At 52.0% G+C, this 17,157-nt stretch carries 8 protein-coding genes; 1 reads left to right on the forward strand and 7 read right to left on the reverse strand.

Annotated features, from left to right (window positions below; all coding sequences use genetic code 11):
• Window positions 1-211: 211 nt before the first annotated feature.
• The 6 genes from EYB31_RS06245 to EYB31_RS06270 all read right to left on the reverse strand — a co-directional run bounded on the left by EYB31_RS06245 (window position 212) and on the right by EYB31_RS06270 (window position 7,369).
• Window positions 212-1,231 (reverse strand): aldo/keto reductase, encoded by a 1,020-nt coding sequence (locus EYB31_RS06245; protein WP_131012419.1) that lies wholly within the window; start codon window positions 1,229-1,231, stop codon window positions 212-214.
• Between the two features lie 92 nt (window positions 1,232-1,323).
• The gene (locus tag EYB31_RS06250) at window positions 1,324-2,298 is read right to left on the reverse strand and encodes an aldo/keto reductase family protein (RefSeq protein ID WP_131012420.1); all 975 of its coding nucleotides are present in this window, start codon (window positions 2,296-2,298) and stop codon (window positions 1,324-1,326) included.
• Between the two features lie 52 nt (window positions 2,299-2,350).
• The gene (locus EYB31_RS06255; protein WP_131012503.1) at window positions 2,351-3,211 is read right to left on the reverse strand and encodes an NAD-dependent epimerase/dehydratase family protein; all 861 of its coding nucleotides are present in this window, start codon (window positions 3,209-3,211) and stop codon (window positions 2,351-2,353) included.
• A 428-nt stretch (window positions 3,212-3,639) separates the two neighbouring features.
• Complete coding sequence (locus EYB31_RS06260; RefSeq protein ID WP_131012421.1) at window positions 3,640-4,746, reverse strand: GerAB/ArcD/ProY family transporter; 1,107 nt, start codon at window positions 4,744-4,746, stop codon at window positions 3,640-3,642.
• Complete coding sequence (locus EYB31_RS06265) at window positions 4,743-5,927, reverse strand: Ger(x)C family spore germination protein (RefSeq protein WP_131012422.1); 1,185 nt, start codon at window positions 5,925-5,927, stop codon at window positions 4,743-4,745. The genes EYB31_RS06260 and EYB31_RS06265 overlap by 4 nt, the downstream gene beginning before the upstream one ends.
• Window positions 5,924-7,369: a spore germination protein gene (locus EYB31_RS06270; RefSeq protein ID WP_131012423.1), complete on the reverse strand. Its 1,446-nt coding sequence runs from the start codon at window positions 7,367-7,369 to the stop codon at window positions 5,924-5,926. Before EYB31_RS06270 ends, EYB31_RS06265 begins: the two co-directional genes overlap by 4 nt.
• 178 nt (window positions 7,370-7,547) lie before the next feature.
• Here EYB31_RS06270 and EYB31_RS40095 point away from each other — a divergent pair, with 178 nt between their 5' ends.
• Window positions 7,548-7,721 carry a hypothetical protein gene (locus tag EYB31_RS40095; RefSeq protein ID WP_165452253.1) on the forward strand — a complete coding sequence of 58 codons (174 nt, stop codon included), beginning with the start codon at window positions 7,548-7,550 and terminating at the stop codon, window positions 7,719-7,721.
• Between the two features lie 293 nt (window positions 7,722-8,014).
• Here the strand turns inward: EYB31_RS40095 and EYB31_RS06275 are convergent, their stop codons facing one another.
• Entirely contained in the window at window positions 8,015-16,711 is an 8,697-nt protein-coding gene (locus tag EYB31_RS06275; protein ID WP_131012424.1) for a cadherin-like beta sandwich domain-containing protein, read from the reverse strand.
• Between the last annotated feature and the right edge of the window lie 446 nt (window positions 16,712-17,157).

Here is a 17,157-nt window from a genome sequence, read left to right on the forward strand (position 1 = left end):
TTTGCGCGTTTACGTATCCACCTATGTAGCTTCCGCAAACTGAACCATAGGCTGAGTAATGTGGCTACTACTTTGATGAAAAAGTAAAGCGTATCGAGCGTGTCCGAGACAATCACCCCCTTGTGAGAGGCAACGCCGCGGACCTATCCACCGTACTTGTCTACCATATTGTACCATAAGCTGCCGAAGGGCGGCTTTTTATTTTGAACTTTCAATAGTTTCTGCCGTTGCTTTGCTGCCTTTCGGCAGCGGCATCGTAAGGGTACGTCACCGGCATGGCGCTTGCCTGATCAAGCTGCGCGATTTGCTCCGCGGTCAGCGACCAGCCGCTTCCTCCCAGATTGCTCTCCAGCTGCGCCAACGTGCGGGCGCCGATAATCGGCGCGGTTACGCCCGGCTTCTGCAGCAGCCAGTTGAGCGCGGTTTGGGCCGGCGTTTTCTCCGCCTGCTCGGCTACGCTGAACAGCGCATCCAACACGTTCCACGTGTGCTCGTTGTTGTAGGTGCTCCACTTCTCGCCCCAGCCTTTTTCCTCGGCGATTGCGACACGGCTGTCTTGAGGCGGCTCAGCCATCCCCCGCTTGAATTTGCCGCTGAGCCAGCCTCCGCGGAGCGGACTCCACGGGATGACCCCGAGGCCTTCGCTTTCGCACACCGGGATCAGCTCATATTCCGTCGCCCGGCACAGCAGGTTATATTGAGGCTGAAGGCATGTGAACGCCTCCCATCCGTGCCGTTTGCTCAAATCGATCGCTTTTTGCAGCTGCCAGCCTCGGAAGTTGCTTGCCCCGATATAACGCACGACTCCTCGCCTTACCAGATCGTTGAGCGTGCTTAATGTCTCTTCCAGCGGAGTCTTCGGATCCCAGGCATGCACTTGAAATAGGTCGATATAATCCGTCCCCAAGCGGCGCAGGCTTGCTTCCACACCTGCCAATATGTGCTTCCGGCTCAGTCCGACGTCGTTGGGTCCGCTGCCCATCGCAAAACGCACCTTGGTGGCAATGACGACATCGTCGCGTTTTTGACCCTTCAGCCATCTGCCGACGATCTCCTCCGAGGAGCCCTGCGTATACACATCGGCGGTGTCGATGAAATTGCCTCCCGATGCGACAAACCGGTCCATAATCCGGAAGCTGTCTTCTTCGCTTGTTTCACGGCCAAACGTCATGGCGCCTAAGCATAAATCACTGACCCTCAGACCTGTTTTCCCCAAATGGCGATAGTTCATTATAAATACCTCCCCAAAAAGTTTTACATCGGCCAAGCAAGCGGCCTTCCAAGCTTGGATTTACTCCGGCAGCCCCGGACAATTCGCTCGAATTACCAAAGCGGCACAAATCCGTCGATTTGCTTCAAAATATGTTCGATTCGGATGAATACTTCCTCCGGCACTGCCAAGTCGGACGCCGCCGCATTCTCCTCCACCTGCGATACCCGGCTGGCCCCAATGATCGCCGAGCTGACTCCCGGTTGTCTGAGAACCCAAGCTAATGCAAGCTGGGACAACTTGATGTCCAGTTCTTTGGCGATACCTTCCAGCTGTTCCACACATCCCAGCACATCGTCGCGCAGGTATGTTTTGATCCAGCGGTTCGTCTCTTCGTTTGTAGCCCGACTATCCGCAGGAACGGCCGCCCCGCGCTTATATTTCCCTGTCAGAATGCCCTGCGCAAGCGGCGAAAACACAACTTGCCCCAATCCAAAACGCTCGCTTGTCGGAATCACTTCTTTTTCAATATAGCGCACGAGCATGTTGTAGATAGGCTGGTTGGAAACAAGCGGATGCAGATGGAGCTGTTTGGACAGCTGCGCCGCATCGGTAATTTGCGCTGCGCTCCATTCGCTCACACCGGCGTAGAGGATTTTGCCCTGCTGGACCAGATCGTCCAGTGCACGCAGCGTTTCCTCGACAGGTACTTCCGCATCGTAGCGGTGACACTGGTACAAATCGATATAGTCGACCCCAAGTCGCTTCAAGCTGGCATCGCATTGCTCCATAATGTGCTTGCGGGAAAGCCCCTTGTCATTAGGCCCGTCTCCCATCGGAAAATACACTTTGGTCGCAAGCATATAACTGCTTCTGGAGAAGGGAGCCAGCGCTTCGCCAAGCACAATTTCGGCCTCTCCGCGATTGTAAGCGTTAGCGGTGTCGAAAAAGTTGATGCCCAGCTCATACGCTTTATGTACGCATTCCACCGCGCTTTGCTTATCGACGGCGGTGCCGTAGGTTAGCCAGCTGCCAAGCCCAATTTCGCTGACCTTCACGCCGCTGTTTCCCAAACGTCTGTATTTCATCGTTCATCCGTCCTCCGTTTATATAAAATGATACCGCACCCACGGTTTATGCCTACTTGCCGTCCCCGGCAGGAACATAATTACGCCAGGAGTGGATCGGCTGCCATTGCAGCAGCTTTTTCGCTTTTGCATTGCTGAACAACGTCTCGTAACCTTCAAGCGAGCCGCGCAGATCCTGCACATCCGGATATGCCGCTTTCATCAGATCGCGGCTTTGGATATCCATGCTGGTCTCATCGGCGGCGATATTCAGCGCAACCGCGCCAAGCCCGTCCGCTTCGACCGCCAGACGGCATGCCGCCGCCGCGTCGCGGGTGTCGATGTAACTCCACAGAATCCGCTTGCGCTGCTCGGGATCGTGAATGAAGCCGGGAAAGTTCTGATACATCTCGGGAGAGATGACATTCCCCAAGCGGAAAGACACCACCTGCATGCCGGTCCGCTCATGAAACATTTTTGCAGTCTGCTCGTTTACGATTTTCGAAAGCCCATACGAGTCCTGAGGCTGCTGCGGGTGCTCCTCATCAAGCGGCACATAGTTGGGGGCAAACGGCTTGACGGCAAATACGAGTCCGTACGAGGATTCGCTGGATGCGATAACCGCCTTTTGAATGCCCAAACCTGCCGCCGCCTCAAGTATATTGTATGTGGACATGACATTATTCTGAAAAGTCACTTCATTCGGATGCGAATAGGCCACCGGGATTGCCGCCAGATGGACAACGGCATCCGCTCCGGCCAAAACTCCGTATACCTCGCCCAAATTTTTCAGATCGGCGATCACCGTTTTGCAAAGTTTCTCCTGTGGCAGTTGAACGTCGGCATTAACGACCTCATACCCGTGTTCGAGAAATTCTTTGACGACCCATTTTCCAAGGCGGCCTGTCCCGCCGGTAACTACAACTTTCTTCAACATGCTTCCTCCTCTTAGCACTCGTCCGGCGGCTTAAGCCGGTTTTTTCGACCGGTGCACATAGCCATTATAGGGGCATTCCAATGGATGCGAAAGTAGTGACTTTTTCTTGATATAATCAACTTTTTGAATCTTACTCACCTTTAGGTTAGTGCATTTGGGGGCCGCTCTCCACGTATCGATAATAAAGTGCATGCCAAAAAAGCCCGTCCCAAAAAAACAAGGAGGCTACTAAAAAAGTAGCTTAAGTGAGCGAAATCATGCTGGAGAAGCGCCAGCGTTCGCTTTTGTCCCCGAATTTCACCTGCCGCAAACAGGTATCATTTAAGAAATTCGGGGGCAATTGGCGATCGTAAGCATGATTCGCTCATACAGCGTTCACTTTTTCAGCGGCCTCACAAGCAAGAAGGGACTTTTTTGAACGACCGTCAATTGGACCCAGCCTGTTTCAGTTTGCGCCCGAGCAAGGTGACCAGACCAAGCAGAACCAGCGGTAAACCGACGGAGATGGAGAGTGCGATTTGCGGCCAATAATGCTCCAAATAATGCATCGCCCGGAAATGATCTTCGATGATCCAATAACCAAATAGTCCAAGTACAATACCGGCTGGAAAAATCATGGTCTTGCTGTTTTTTTGCCCGAAAATTTGCGCGGCGCTGACCGATGTTCCGTACAAACAGATCATCACCTCAAACAAAACCGATAACGAATACAACGCGATCATAATCATCTCATACCGCTGCAAGAACGTGCCGATGTGGGCGTTGCGGGCGAGTTTCATACAGGATACCGTATATTGACTGGTTACCTCTGCCGAGAGGACGGCCCCCTCCAGGATGGACCAGATGACAACCAATGTCCCGCTGAGCAAAATACCGAGCATGCCCAGTTGTCCGCCGCGCTGCGCCGTATTTTTTAACATGGGCATAATGAGTGCCGCCGACATCGTTGCCAGCGCCCAATCCGCATCGTAATGAAAACTCGCCTCAAAGGTACGAGGCAGTCCGGACTCCAGCACAGGAAGCAGGTTGCGGATATCGAACTCCTGAGTGGAGCCCAAAATGATCAGCGCATTCAGCAGGAATATAAACAGCAGCCCGATCACCGCGATCCGCGCCATCACCTCCAACCCGTAATAACAGCCCAATGCGCCGACCAGCAGAGACGATACTATAAACAACGTGATAGGGGCTTCCGGCAAAAAATATTCCTGCAAATGATATACAAATGTAATCATAATCGGGCCAAAAGCCGCTAGGAAAAATATGAAGATCAAAGCGGCCACGACTTTGGCAAACCATCCGCCGAGCAAAGTTTGAGCGACCGTGATAAAATCGAGATTCGGCGCTTTTCGAATAACCAGATACGTTATATACATCACAAGCACGCCCTGCAATGTGGCAAGAAGCGTGGCAATCCACATATCCTGGCCAACGGCCCGCGCCATCACCCCTTGTGTGACTCCAATCGCCTTGGCAAAAATCACGTTGACGATCATTGCAATAAACATGCCGTTAGTGATCTGAATTTTCATTTGATACCCGACCCCGCAGCTTTGAGCACTGTGTTTTTGATAGCGGCCTGGACTTGAACCGTCATCTCCGCCTCAGAGAAAGTAACATCCCAAGTTTTTCCTATCCGATGCCATTCCACCGGGTATTTATTGCGAAAAACGTCTCCCAGCTTCAAGAAATCGGAGTGATACTGCCGCTGCGCCTTATTCAGGACGTCTTCGATTTTGGATTTCAGACGCTGCTCCACTTGCTCTTCAATATGTGTGCGAATTCCTTCCAAAGGCACGTCGCAGCCGCTCTCCACAACATCCGCACGGGCAGTCAGCCGGATTTGAAATTGCGGTTTTTGATTGCGGTATAACGGTGTGACCTTCAAGTCGGCATTGTTAAATTCAACCGTCAATTTCTCTTTGCTGTTCGAGCACGATACAACCTCGACCCCTCGATCCAGCTTTTCCAGAAAGAACAACAACCCGCGGGTTTCCTTGGGGGAAAGCCAGCCGATCATCTTATCTCTTTTGAAAGCGGCCGCCCCCGCCAATTCGACTTGTTTGATCGATCCATGCTCCTCCGGCTTCTTATTGGATATACCTCTATCTTTAAGCTGAAGCCTGGCGATCACCGGTTCGGTAGACAAACTTAAAAATGCTTCCTCCAAGTTCATCATGTTGGTGCCCGGTGCGAGTCCTACCACGTGGTTATCCCGAAACAGCCGATCCACCGCTTCACCCGGAACAACCTCCAGTCCGGTTACTGTAGATATCAGCTCTTCGGGCTTATCCGAAGTCACCGCTACCCAAGTGTTCATACGCAGCTCATGATTGCGGGTAAAAAAATCGACCATATCCGCAATGCCTCTTCGGGCATAGTCTTCATGCATAACGATGAGAAAGTTGTGCGCCCAGTACACACGACGTGAGGTAAAACGTCCCAGATTGCGGATCGCTTCGAAAATGGTCTTTCCTTCGGCACTGACCGAATAGATCGGCTCGCCGGTCCCGCCAGCGGGAGCGCCGGTTTGACCGCGGGCGTCCGCCGGACGTACGATTTGCACAGACAGTTTGACGCTTCCGGGCTGCTCGCCGACATCCAATCCCACAGCGGTCACGATAGCCAGTTGATTGATCTGCCGCAACCCGGTACAAGCGGTTAACAGCCAAGCGGCCAGCAAAATGACTACCAGTACCGTATGCCGTTTCATGATCCGCCGTCCTTGGGGGATTCCGGCTTTAGCTGATTGCCCATACGCTGTTGATCTTGTGCGAACTCCGGCCGGTAATCCAGCATCCACAGCGGCAGCCGCATTATCATGTCGCGATGATCGGATGGGCGGAATGGGCTAAGCGGCGTCAAATAAGATTCGCCAAACGACCGGATCGAAAGCGCATGAAGCAATAGCGCAAAAAAGATCACGGAAAATCCCAACAAGCCGGCCGAGCCCGAAGCGATCAATAAAGGGAACCTGAAAATCCGTATCGCCAACGAAGACGAATAGCTGGGAATGGCGAAGGAAGAAATACCCGTAATGGCCACGACAATAACCATAAAAGGTGACACCAGGCCTGCCTGAACGGCGGCTTGTCCAATAATCAGCGAACCGACGATACTGACCGCTTGTCCGATCGGCTTGGGCATACGTAGCCCCGCTTCGCGCATTAACTCAAAAGCCAGTTCCATTAATACGGCTTCAAGCAGCACCGGAAACGGCACGACATCGCGCCCGGAAGCAATCGTCAGCGCCAGCGACGTCGGAATCATTTCATGATGGAACGAGACCAGCATCACGTACACGGACGGCAGCGTTAAGCTGATGAGAAAAGCCAAATAACGCACACAGCGAAAAAACGTGCCGACCCAATAACGATTATAATAATCGTCGGGCGCCTGAATGAATTGCCAGAAAAAAGTCGGCACAATCAGGACAACCGGTGTCGTATCGCAGAAGATGGCGACCCTGCCTTCGAGTAAAGCGGAAGCCACCTTATCCGGCCGCTCCGTGCTTTGTACCGTATTAAACGGGGAAAAAGGCGCATCTTCGATCAACTCTTCGAGATAGCCGCTCTCCAGAATAGCGTCAATTTTGATGCGGCCAAGCCGGCGTTTGACCTCTTCGACAAGCCCTTCTTTGACCAGGTCCTGAATATAGGCGATGTTGATGTCCGTTTGCGACCGCGTGCCGATCACCATAGCGTCGAAACGCAGTTGCGGGTCTTTAATCCGTCTGCGGACATGGGCGGTATTGATGCGGATACTTTCCGTGAAGCCGTCTCTTGGCCCGCGCACGTTGTTTTCCGAGGAGGGCTCTTCGACGCTTCTTTCCTTCCAGCCCCTTGTACCGACAACAAGGGCTTGTTGAATGCCTTCGATTACAATCAGCGTATCTCCGGATAAAACGCCTTTTACGCCTTCGTTCAGGCTGGAACACGCGGTCACAGAGGCTTGAAACAACAAGCTCTTTTGGATTAAATCGGCCGTCTCCAGCAATTCCGGGTCCTGACTCATATTGTTGCAGACAAGCGTTTTTAATACGGAGTCCACAATCGCCGTATCCGCCATCCCGTCTACATAACAGCAAATTCCGGGGTATGCGGCGTTACCGCAGTACAAAAAGTCACGCTTCTGCACATCAGCGCTTTGCCCCATTATTTCATCGAGAACTGTCTTGTTTTCAGATAAGCATGAGCTGAAAGCCTTTTGCAGACGGTCTTGTACGGACGGCACCCTCCGCCCCCCTTTCCCTATATGGTATAAAATGTAAATTCCCTGTTTAAAATAACCACAAGCTGATTTGACCGCATCGGCAAGAAAGGAGCCGCAACATATGGATTTCTATCACTCCTGGTTGTATCAACAGGTGATTAATACCGAATGGTTTATGTGGTCGGTTGTCTGGCTTGTTCTGATCGTCAATCTTCTGCTGCCGGGCATTGTCTGGTATGCCATGAACGGGAAACGAATCATTCAAAATTACCGGATGTTAAAAAAGCAGCGCTAGCCTGCGAAAGTTGAGTGCGCGTCCCAGCGTCGCATAGCGTTAGTTGAGCCCCACGCAAGTCATTTTGGGAATATTCATTTTATTTGGAATTTACAAGAAAATTTACACTGTAGTTTGCCTCGTTGCTGAAGCGATTATTCAGGTATGCAATAAGGCGTGTTGGCAACCGATGAGAGGAGTGCCGTCGGAATTCCTCATTAGGTTGCGGCAGCTTTCGATAAAAAAAGCGAAAAGCCCATGAGCAGATTGCGCTCATGGGCTTTGTCATGTAAGTTTAAGCGTTTGTGTATTGCTTAATGGCTAGGCACAACTTGGAGGCTGCCGTCGGGCAGCAGCTTCACGGTGCCGGAGGCTGACTCAATTTCCCGTACAGCCCAATGGTCTTTCGGTACATCCGGCCAGCTGGAAGCTTGCGCTTCAGCGGTCGGCCGCTCGAACAGCCGGTTCAGCACCTTCACCGCTTCGGCACGATTGAGCTTCGTATCCGGTTGGAAGCTGCCATCCGGATAACCTTGCAAAATGCCTGCCTGCGAAGCCCGCTTGACCTCATCGGACGCCCAATGCCCTTGTGTATCGGCGTATTCGCCGGAAGCCGACGCATCGGTTGCTGCCGACTGAAGCAGTCTGGCCGCGATGCTGGCCATCTCGCTGCGGCTGACGGCATCATCGGGACGGAACAGCCCATTGTTATCGCCAAGCATCAATCCCGCGCTTTGCACATGGGCGATCGCTTCCGCCGCCCAATGTCCTGCCGCTACATCGGGATAACCAGCCGCTTGGGCCGAAGCCGATTCACCGGATGCGCTTCGTGCTCCTGCGCGATCCAGAATGGTCGCCAGCTCCGCGCGCGTGATCGCTTGCGCCGGACGGAATGTGCCGTCCGGATAACCGGATAAGTAAGGCGCGAGCACCTTGGACGCCTCCGGTCCACTTTTTTGAATAAGAGTAAACGTACTGAATTTATCGATCTCAATTGCCAGCCCGGACGGCTTGCCCGCTGAATCATAGCGGATTTCTCCCTGCAGCAGCTCATTTTCGCCGTCGCTGTGTTCGATATAAACGGCTAGCTGGGACAACATTTGTTTGGCCGCCGCCTCATCTGCCGGCAAGTTCAGATTATTCAGCGGGAACAAAATTTCCGTTTTGTAACCGGAGTAATTCGTTTCAATTTTAACCGGTTGTCCGATTACGATGACAGGTTTGCCGCCTGCCGCTTGCTGCACCAGATCGGCAGACAGCACACGCGACGAAACCTCGCTGCGCTCATCCGCGGCGCGAACCGGAACAATCCGGAAATAAGCGTCTTTGCCGTCTTTATTAAGCTGCGCCAGCGACGCCGCCGATATCGTTAGCTGCGCGTCAGGAAGCATAATTTGCAACGACATGCGGCCATCGCCAAGCGCGCTTACAAAGTCGGCGCTTAACGTTACAACCCGCTCGTTAGCAGGCGCGTCAGGCAAGTCCGTCACATAGATGCGGGCAACGTTGTCCTTGCTGCTGGACGCCTTATCCAAAATATCGCGTGCTTTCGCCGCATCCAGCTTCACGGTATCCGTAATGACGCCGCTCACCACGGATCGAACAATCGAAGTTTGATCCGTCCAGCCGGTGCCTCCTGAAATCGGGGTTTGACGCACATCCTCGGCCGGTCTGGATTGACTGTTTGCTAATCGCTTTACATCGACGGAATATGTTTGCGAAGAAGCCAAATCGGCGGCTTCGACATTTACGATGACGGTGTTCTCACCGATAGCAAGTATAGGAGAGAAGCTGCCTCCACCTTTCAAAGACACTCCTTTTACCGTTACGGTTGCCTGCGGGTCACTTGCAACCGCAGTAATCGGTGCGACGCTTGTGATGGTCGATGCTGTTGTACCGTACCTTAGCTTGTAAGGATCAAACGCGCTGTCCAATCCCGGAGTCGCCTGCAAGCTTTTCAGTAAAGGCGGCTGTGCAGGCTGCGATTGTTTACGCAGCACGGATACGTTATACGTGCTCACCGTTCCATCCTGCGCCTTTACCTCGATGGCAAACGACTGTGCAGTCTTCGTAAATGGCAGCGAAATAGCTGAACTAGTTACCGTCTGACCATCAATGCGGATCGTTGCATCGGATTGGTCCGCAACAGGCAACAGGGTAAAGGTGTCTGTCGAATAAGGAACAAGCACCTGATAGCTGGATTTAGCCGGATTAAATGCGGACGTCAGTACCGCTCCATTCGTGGCCAATCCCAACTGCTTCAGCAGTGCATTGCCGCTTTGCGCCCGCCAGACGGATACGTCATAGGTACGTGTTGCCGATCTGTCCGGCGAAGTGACGATGACAGGAATCTTATTTTCGCCCACTTGCAGTTGAATATTTTGGGAAGCCTGACCGCTTAACACCGGCTGTCCTTTCACCGTAATGCCGGATCCATCCTTCAACGCCCCCGGCGTTAATGTCACTTTCTCCACCGTGTTGTCCACAGAAACGGAGTAGGATGCTTCCGCTCCCGTAAATGGCTGTTTTGCTGCGAGCTCTTCACCCGGTTGCGCAGCCGTTACGTTTTTAAGCTTCAGTGTGCTCAGCGCTGCCACACTTGAGCCCATACCGCCGATTTGCAGTGTATAAGTTTTATCCGCCCCACTGGACGGATGAACCAGTACTTGAACCGAACGGCCTGCAGCAGGCACCGTAACTTCCGCATAGCCGCCTGACGAAAGCGGCTGTCCGTCTACAGTCACCACAGAAGATGCAACCATCGGAATGGCGTAGACACGAACTTTGTCCGCATAAGCCGATGCTTGGTAAGCGATCGTGCCAAATACATAAGGCGAGTTCATCTTGGCGCCGCCTGTCGTCAGAGACGCTAGGTCGCCAGGATATGTCGGAGGAGCTGCAGCTACACCACGCAGCAATTCAAAACCATACTCCGTCTTATTGCCGACTTCATCGGATGCCGTTATTTTGACCGCCGTACGGTCCGGTTGAGCGGACCAGTCGACCGGAATGTAATATACGAAGCGGCCTTGATCATCAAGAGGAATGGTTGTGCCATTCACATCCAGCTTCGCTCCGGGATCCGTCTGGCCGGTAATATATGCTTTGCCGTCGTCAACAATCGTACCGTTAAGGGAAATCGGCTTGCCTTGCGCATCATTGCCGCCGGATGCAATAAGCATCGGCCCCGTACGATCGATAAACAGCTTGCGGTATGCCATCGTGCGGTCGCCTCGGCCGTTCGTCGCTTCAATAGAAAGGTTGTATTCGCGTTCTTTCAGCACACTTACGTTTAACAGTTCATTCAGCGCAAACGTATACGTCCCGCCTGCCGCCACTTGTCCGGTGCCAAGCTGCTGTCCATTCGCGGAAAGCGTCAGCGACGCATTCTGATCTGCGGCTACTTTCAGAGAAGCCTGTTCAGCGGCTGTCGCCAACAACGTCCCTTCACTTCCGTCATATGACGAGTAAGTTTGCTCTTTAACCACGGACGAACCGGCATCAAGCGATAAGGTCAGAGCGGCCGGCTGAGGAACTGGAAGCTCCGCTGTCACGCCCGCGGACTGAGGACTGAGCACTACACGTCCCTGCTCTTGTCCGATAGCCGATACGGTGAAGGTGTACGAATCTCCAGCCGGCAAGCCGATAATAAGCGCTTGCTGCTGATCTCCCGTCTGCGGAGTCATATCCATAACCGGTACAGCCGTCTGCCCGTATGCTCCTCCGCTAGCCCAGATCCGGTACGTTGAGACATTGCCGGATATAGAGGCAAAACGCAGCGATACTTCTCCATTACCCGTCGAAAGCACCTCAGGGCGCTCCGGCGTATTCAGCGTATAAGGAGCGGTGACTTCAACCGTTTTTCCTGCAACCGCATAAACCGGCGCTTTTCCGGTAACAGTACCCGCCACAGACAAATAATAAGTTCCAGGCATCGTCATCGCAGGAATGTCAATCGTTTCGCTGCCGGAGGCAGGACGATCTTCCGCAATGACCTCTCCGATCAGTTGATCGGCGCTATTCGTCAGCATTACCGTTACTTTCGAGTCAGGTGTCGTATTCTCCATCGACCATGTCACCTGAATCCGGTTTTCATTACCTGGAACCGGCGATACGGATGCCTTAATGGAAGGAAGCGGCCGCAGCTTCTGGGTTTGAATATCGACGTGTTTGGCGCTTTGGATAGACCATTTGCCTGCCGGTGCATCCAATAGGGAAACGTACAGCATATCCCGTCCATCCTGCACAGGGTTCGGCGTTTCAACCTGCGGCTGCAGCGGATCGCCTGATCCTCCTCCGCTAGCCACGCGATCGGCGGCCGGCTGCAAGTAGGCGTTGCCGTCCGGCGTATTGAAATTCAAGGCCATCTGTTTGCCATCCGGAGAGATGATGACCGTATTGGCATCTCCTCCACTGACTGTCAGCATGTAATTTCCGTTATCCGCAAGCTCGAAATTTCTCGTATAACGTCCCTCTGCAAACATCGGTTTGATCGATCTGAACTTTCTGGTAGCTTTGTAAGCAATCACGCTGGTAAAGCTGCTGCTTACCGCCTTCCATTCCCCGTCCAATTTAACCCCGTCCAGCAAAACGGTCAGCTTCCGCTGTCCTTCGTCATAAGAAGCATTCATCCCGGACATATTCGGATCGGACTGGAATGCATACAGTTGTCCGTTTGGCGCATACAGCTTCGTCTGTGCATCAGCGTCGTAAATTTCGACAATCGCTTGACCATTGTCCGTGCTGCTCATTTTAAATACGTTAGGATATGCACCTGCCTGCAGCCACTGCACAACATCGCCTATCGTAGCTTTCTCAGACACGCTGTTCAGCGCTGCAGTCGGGCTGGTACCGGCACTGACAATCCACGTGCCCGCCTGCACCACATCGATCCGAGCGTATACATTGCCGTTAGCATCGCGATACGCGTTCCAATCCGGCTGATTTTGCTGTGTTTGAAGGTTATAAGGACGTCCATCCGGTTTGTAAACAATAACTTCACCTTGCGCAGCCCCAACCTTTAACACATAAGACCCGCGCTCCTCAACCGTAAGCGAGGTGACCGTCCGCTCCGGCGTCTGCATCCATAATCCGGCAAGTGCATCAAGTTTCATTGCCGGATCTGCAAACAACAGTTCATTGACGCTGATTCGACTGCTGCCTTTAGTGGCAAGCTTCCAAGTCCCCTTGTTCAGCGATACGCGCATGAATGTAATATCACTGGCAGCATCGTAGAAGGTTTCAGCCGAAGAACCATTTATTACGGCAAAACGCTGATCGCCCGACATGGTGATGAACGCATTATAAGCACGTTCTACCCTAAACTCGCTGGTCGTTTGGCCGTTTGACGCATTTGTTTCCACAGTGATCGCCGGCGTCCGATCGAGCGTTGTAAACTGTCCGTCTACCATCCGCGCCCTGACATTTTGGATTGCCGTATCTTCCGGCTGGAACGACAAGCTTACCGGCGTCAGATCGAATACCTTCTTCAGATCGTCAGCCGCCGCGATGTTAACCAGATTGCGCGAATCCGGCTTGATCAGGAACAATTCCTCCGCTATATCCAGCCAAGGTTGCGCTTTGTCCAAGAACTGGTCAACGCTGTTGTATAAATTATTCACAAAATCGAGGCCCTTTTCCCACCAGGACTTCTTCGGAGGCTCCGCTTCTACTTCAAACAACATCGTATTGTTGTTAAATGTGTACTTCACATTGGCGCCGATGCCATTGTGCTTGAATGTGCCGTATATGCCGGTATTGTCAACGGCCATGATCACGTTGTTTACCGTTGCCCCGCCGATCCGCGGGATTCCTTTAGGGACATATACGGTTCCTTTGATCGCTCCGTCAAAGCCTTTTTTATTAAAGGAGTAGGAGGCGATCACTCCCTTGATCATTTCAAAGACGTTGATGTCCCCTTTTGCCAAAAAACCAGGGGAGGAGAACCCTTGAATTGCCGCTACCTTCGGATTTACCACGGTTTGCATGTTCATGTTGTTCACAGGGAACCAATAATAATATTCGATGCCGGTGGCGGTAAAGCCAGAGGATGAAACATTCATATCGATCGAGTCGGTTCCAAGCAGATTAAACTTGTAATTCACCTGCGGATGCTTCAGCTCAGGGACAATAATATCGTTCACCGAACCTGTGACGGCAAGCTTTTGAGGGATTTCCGTTTTATCCGCCAGATTGCTTGCGCTGCCGAATAAATAGTTAACCTGAAGACCTGTGGAAGCCAGCTTCACCTTATTGTACATGCCGAAGCTGATGCCATCCAGTCGGCCTTGCTTGGTTTTCATGTTCAAATCGAAGCTGATATCCGTATCCGGCAAGCTGCCTATGCCTTTAACGCCAACATAAGGAATGCGGCTGTCCACGACAAATTGAGTATTTTTCGCATTAAAAGGCCCGATTTTAAAATCTTTGTTCATGTCGTACGTACCGGTCAGATCAAAACGGTTGTTGCGGAAGTTCATGTCCGTAACCGGTACGGAATTGCTCACTTTTTGGCTGCCCAACTGCAGGCCGACTTCCAAGTCCCCCGTCAAGCGCAAGCCGTCTTTGGCAAAAATCAGCTTGCTAGCCTTAACCGGCATACCGATATTTAAGTAATCGGCCGCTTCAGCGCCGTTAATGGCTATGGAGAAATCGTCGGACGAAAGTGTAAACGCACCGTCCAATAACGTATAGGATACACTGGCTCCAAGCGCTCCGTTGCCGTTGACATATAAGCGCCCTTCTCCGCTGATCGTGGATTTGCCGGTTATCTTATCTTTGGTTACGACAAGGTTACTGCCCTTGAACATCACCGAATCATTGATTACCACCGGCTCCGATGTATCATCCAGCACATACTTACCCTCTGCTGACGGGTCTTCCGTAAACGGCCCTTGCAGCCCCAAGCTGTTCACCTCGTTGCTTGGCGATGTGCTCGGCACATCGACGCGGGCGAAGTTGCGCGGCTTGTAGAAATCAAGCGCGGTTATCATCAGTCCTTGGAGGGATACAAAGTCGGGCTTGTAATAAGCGTGATTCAGGTATACATCATATTTCCCCGGCGGCAAGTTCTCCGTCCAGGTTAGTTCCAACTGCCGGTCGTTGACGACATTATATTTCAGCGGATATTGCGTGCCGTTCTGTGCCTGTAAGAAGTAATGAATGTCACTTATCGGCTTGCGCAGTAAATTGGTGATCCCTGTCCCGACAGCCACAATCTTCTTGGCGTCCTTCACATGGAGAACCGACGCTCCTACGCGGTTATATTCGACTTTCGGCGGCGTCATGTTGGGGTCGTCTTCCATGATAAAAGACTTCACTGGAGTATAACTTGTGCCGATTTCATTAATTGCGTATCCGCGCGTCTCATACTTTTGGTGCCAGGTCAATCCTTTCAGTTCAACGGTAAAAGCACCCATTCCGTCTTCCGAGACATCACCCGTGTACGGTACTTTAATCCATTGGTTAGCGTTTGTCTCCGTGTACATCCGGTACTCTATCCCTTGAGCGGTGATCGTTCTTGTACCATTGTCATACACATTGGTAATAACGCTGACAGAGTCATTCAGATGCAGCGGTTCAGTGTCAAAATTGATGATCGGATCGTTATCAAACCGGACACCCGGCGCTGTCGGCGGCGTATAGCCGAATAACCAAGTCTCGTTCACATTGCCGGCAGGATAATTATCAACAATGGCATTTCCATCTAACGGAAAGTTAACGATATCAATCTTACCCCGTTCCCCGCCAAATACTACAAAGTTTTTCCCGTCAAAAGCCATACCCGCATTAGTAAGAGGAAAAGGCACTTTATTAGGAACAACTTGAGTATCATAAACCTTACCATCTTTCGCAGTCGCACTTTGGAATATCGATTCCGACCCTACACCTGTAGGTAGCGGATACTTTTCCCACTTACTTCCGGTCCAAGCATATAACATCCCGCCCCTCATCGGAGGATACCTAGTCGAAGGCAGTTTCAGCTTCGGTACCAAATCCGCACTGGAATATAAATGAACGTAGTCCCGTTCACCGCTATAGAGCACAACGCGGCGCCCGTCATAAGCCATCGCTTGACCCCAGCGGCCATAGCCTTCCGGTCCATCCACCGAGCTCCATGACTGGGTATCCCGATCCCATTTCCATAGCAACGGAGAACTGTCGTCATGGGTATACGTCTTTGTTTCGGCGGTGCCTGCATAATCCTTAGTCACCGATCCGATATCCCCGCCATACAGCACCGCCGTATAGCCGTCAAAAGCCATCCTGCCGTTATATGCAGGCGGCGGAGAAGGATTCCCTGACTGAGCTTGCGTCCAAGCGGATCCATTCCACAGCCACGTATCGCCAAGTATCGTCTTTGCATTTTCACTGCCGGAGTATCCTCCGTACAATACAAGCTGCTGACCGTCATAAGCAAGCTGCGCTCCACCGCGAGCCGAAGGTGAAACGGTCAGCCCGGTTACCTCTTCCCACGTGGCGTTAATGCCGTCCCACATCCATGTATCGTTAAGCAGTCCCGTTTTGCCTACACCACCAAACAGCAGTACTTTACCGGTGGACGGGTCGTAAGCCATAACCGCACCCTTCCGTTTAGGAGGACTCGGATCAAGCTTCGCCAGACTAGGACCCAACTGTTCAGTCCACTTTTTGTTATTTCTATCCCAAATAAAGGTCTCATCCAGCAAACCGCCGTCCGAACTGCCGTTTCCCTGACCGCCAAACATCACGATATTGTCTGCGTTCTCATCGTAGACCATCGTCATTGAGCTTCTGGGATTAATAGTCAGATTCGGAATGTCCACTTTACTCCATTTATAGTCCGTGATTTTGGTAGTCCCCGGATTAGGACCGTATGTGCTTGAAATCGGCGTTCCGGTTCCGTAAGTTTGCCCCGTTACGGTGCCCTCCGCCTGCGCCGTGCTTGTCCCTCCAAACCACATAGGCATGCCCTGCAGCAATAACGCAGCGGTCAACAGCTTGGCCAGGCCGGTTTTCCATCGTTTTTGCACTACCGTTTCCCCTCCCTTTGAATGACAAATCCGGCATCGAATCGGTCTGCCATTTGATCCGCTATATCCTTGCAGATAAAATAATACATTTTTCGACACACTGCCCTTCCATTGTCTAATTTTGTAGCATCCATCATGCAACCATTATAAAAAGCAACTCTAAACAAACTATAAACAAAACGGGAAAATGACCCCCTTTTTTCAAAAAAACAATCAGCAAAAAGTACTAAACGACGTTCAAAGATACGCGAGCGTGGTTTATCGTTCCATCGGCAACCGCCATCCCGGCCGGAAACATGTCAACGGCGAAGAGAAGTTGTCTCATACGTAGTTTTTAACTGCGGTGCGACAGGCTCTTTTCCTCAAACGAAAAAGGTCGAATCAAAGCCTCATTTGGCTTTTGATTCGACCTTTTTCGAGCGGTTTCCCCTGTTACGAGGTTCACT

It is taken from the genome of Paenibacillus thalictri (assembly GCF_004307995.1).
GTDB classification, from domain to species: domain Bacteria; phylum Bacillota; class Bacilli; order Paenibacillales; family NBRC-103111; genus Paenibacillus_AF; species Paenibacillus_AF thalictri.

Bases quoted from the DNA above. Each gene is read 5' to 3' on its own strand.
- EYB31_RS06245 (WP_131012419.1), bottom strand. From the start codon at position 1,231: ATGAACTATCGCCATTTGGGGAAAACAGGTCTGAGGGTCAGTGATTTA.
- EYB31_RS06250 (WP_131012420.1), bottom strand. From the start codon at position 2,298: ATGAAATACAGACGTTTGGGAAACAGCGGCGTGAAGGTCAGCGAAATT.
- EYB31_RS06260 (WP_131012421.1), bottom strand. From the start codon at position 4,746: ATGAAAATTCAGATCACTAACGGCATGTTTATTGCAATGATCGTCAAC.
- EYB31_RS06265 (WP_131012422.1), bottom strand. From the start codon at position 5,927: ATGAAACGGCATACGGTACTGGTAGTCATTTTGCTGGCCGCTTGGCTG.
- EYB31_RS06270 (WP_131012423.1), bottom strand. From the start codon at position 7,369: ATGGGGCAAAGCGCTGATGTGCAGAAGCGTGACTTTTTGTACTGCGGT.
- EYB31_RS40095 (WP_165452253.1), top strand. From the start codon at position 7,548: ATGGATTTCTATCACTCCTGGTTGTATCAACAGGTGATTAATACCGAA.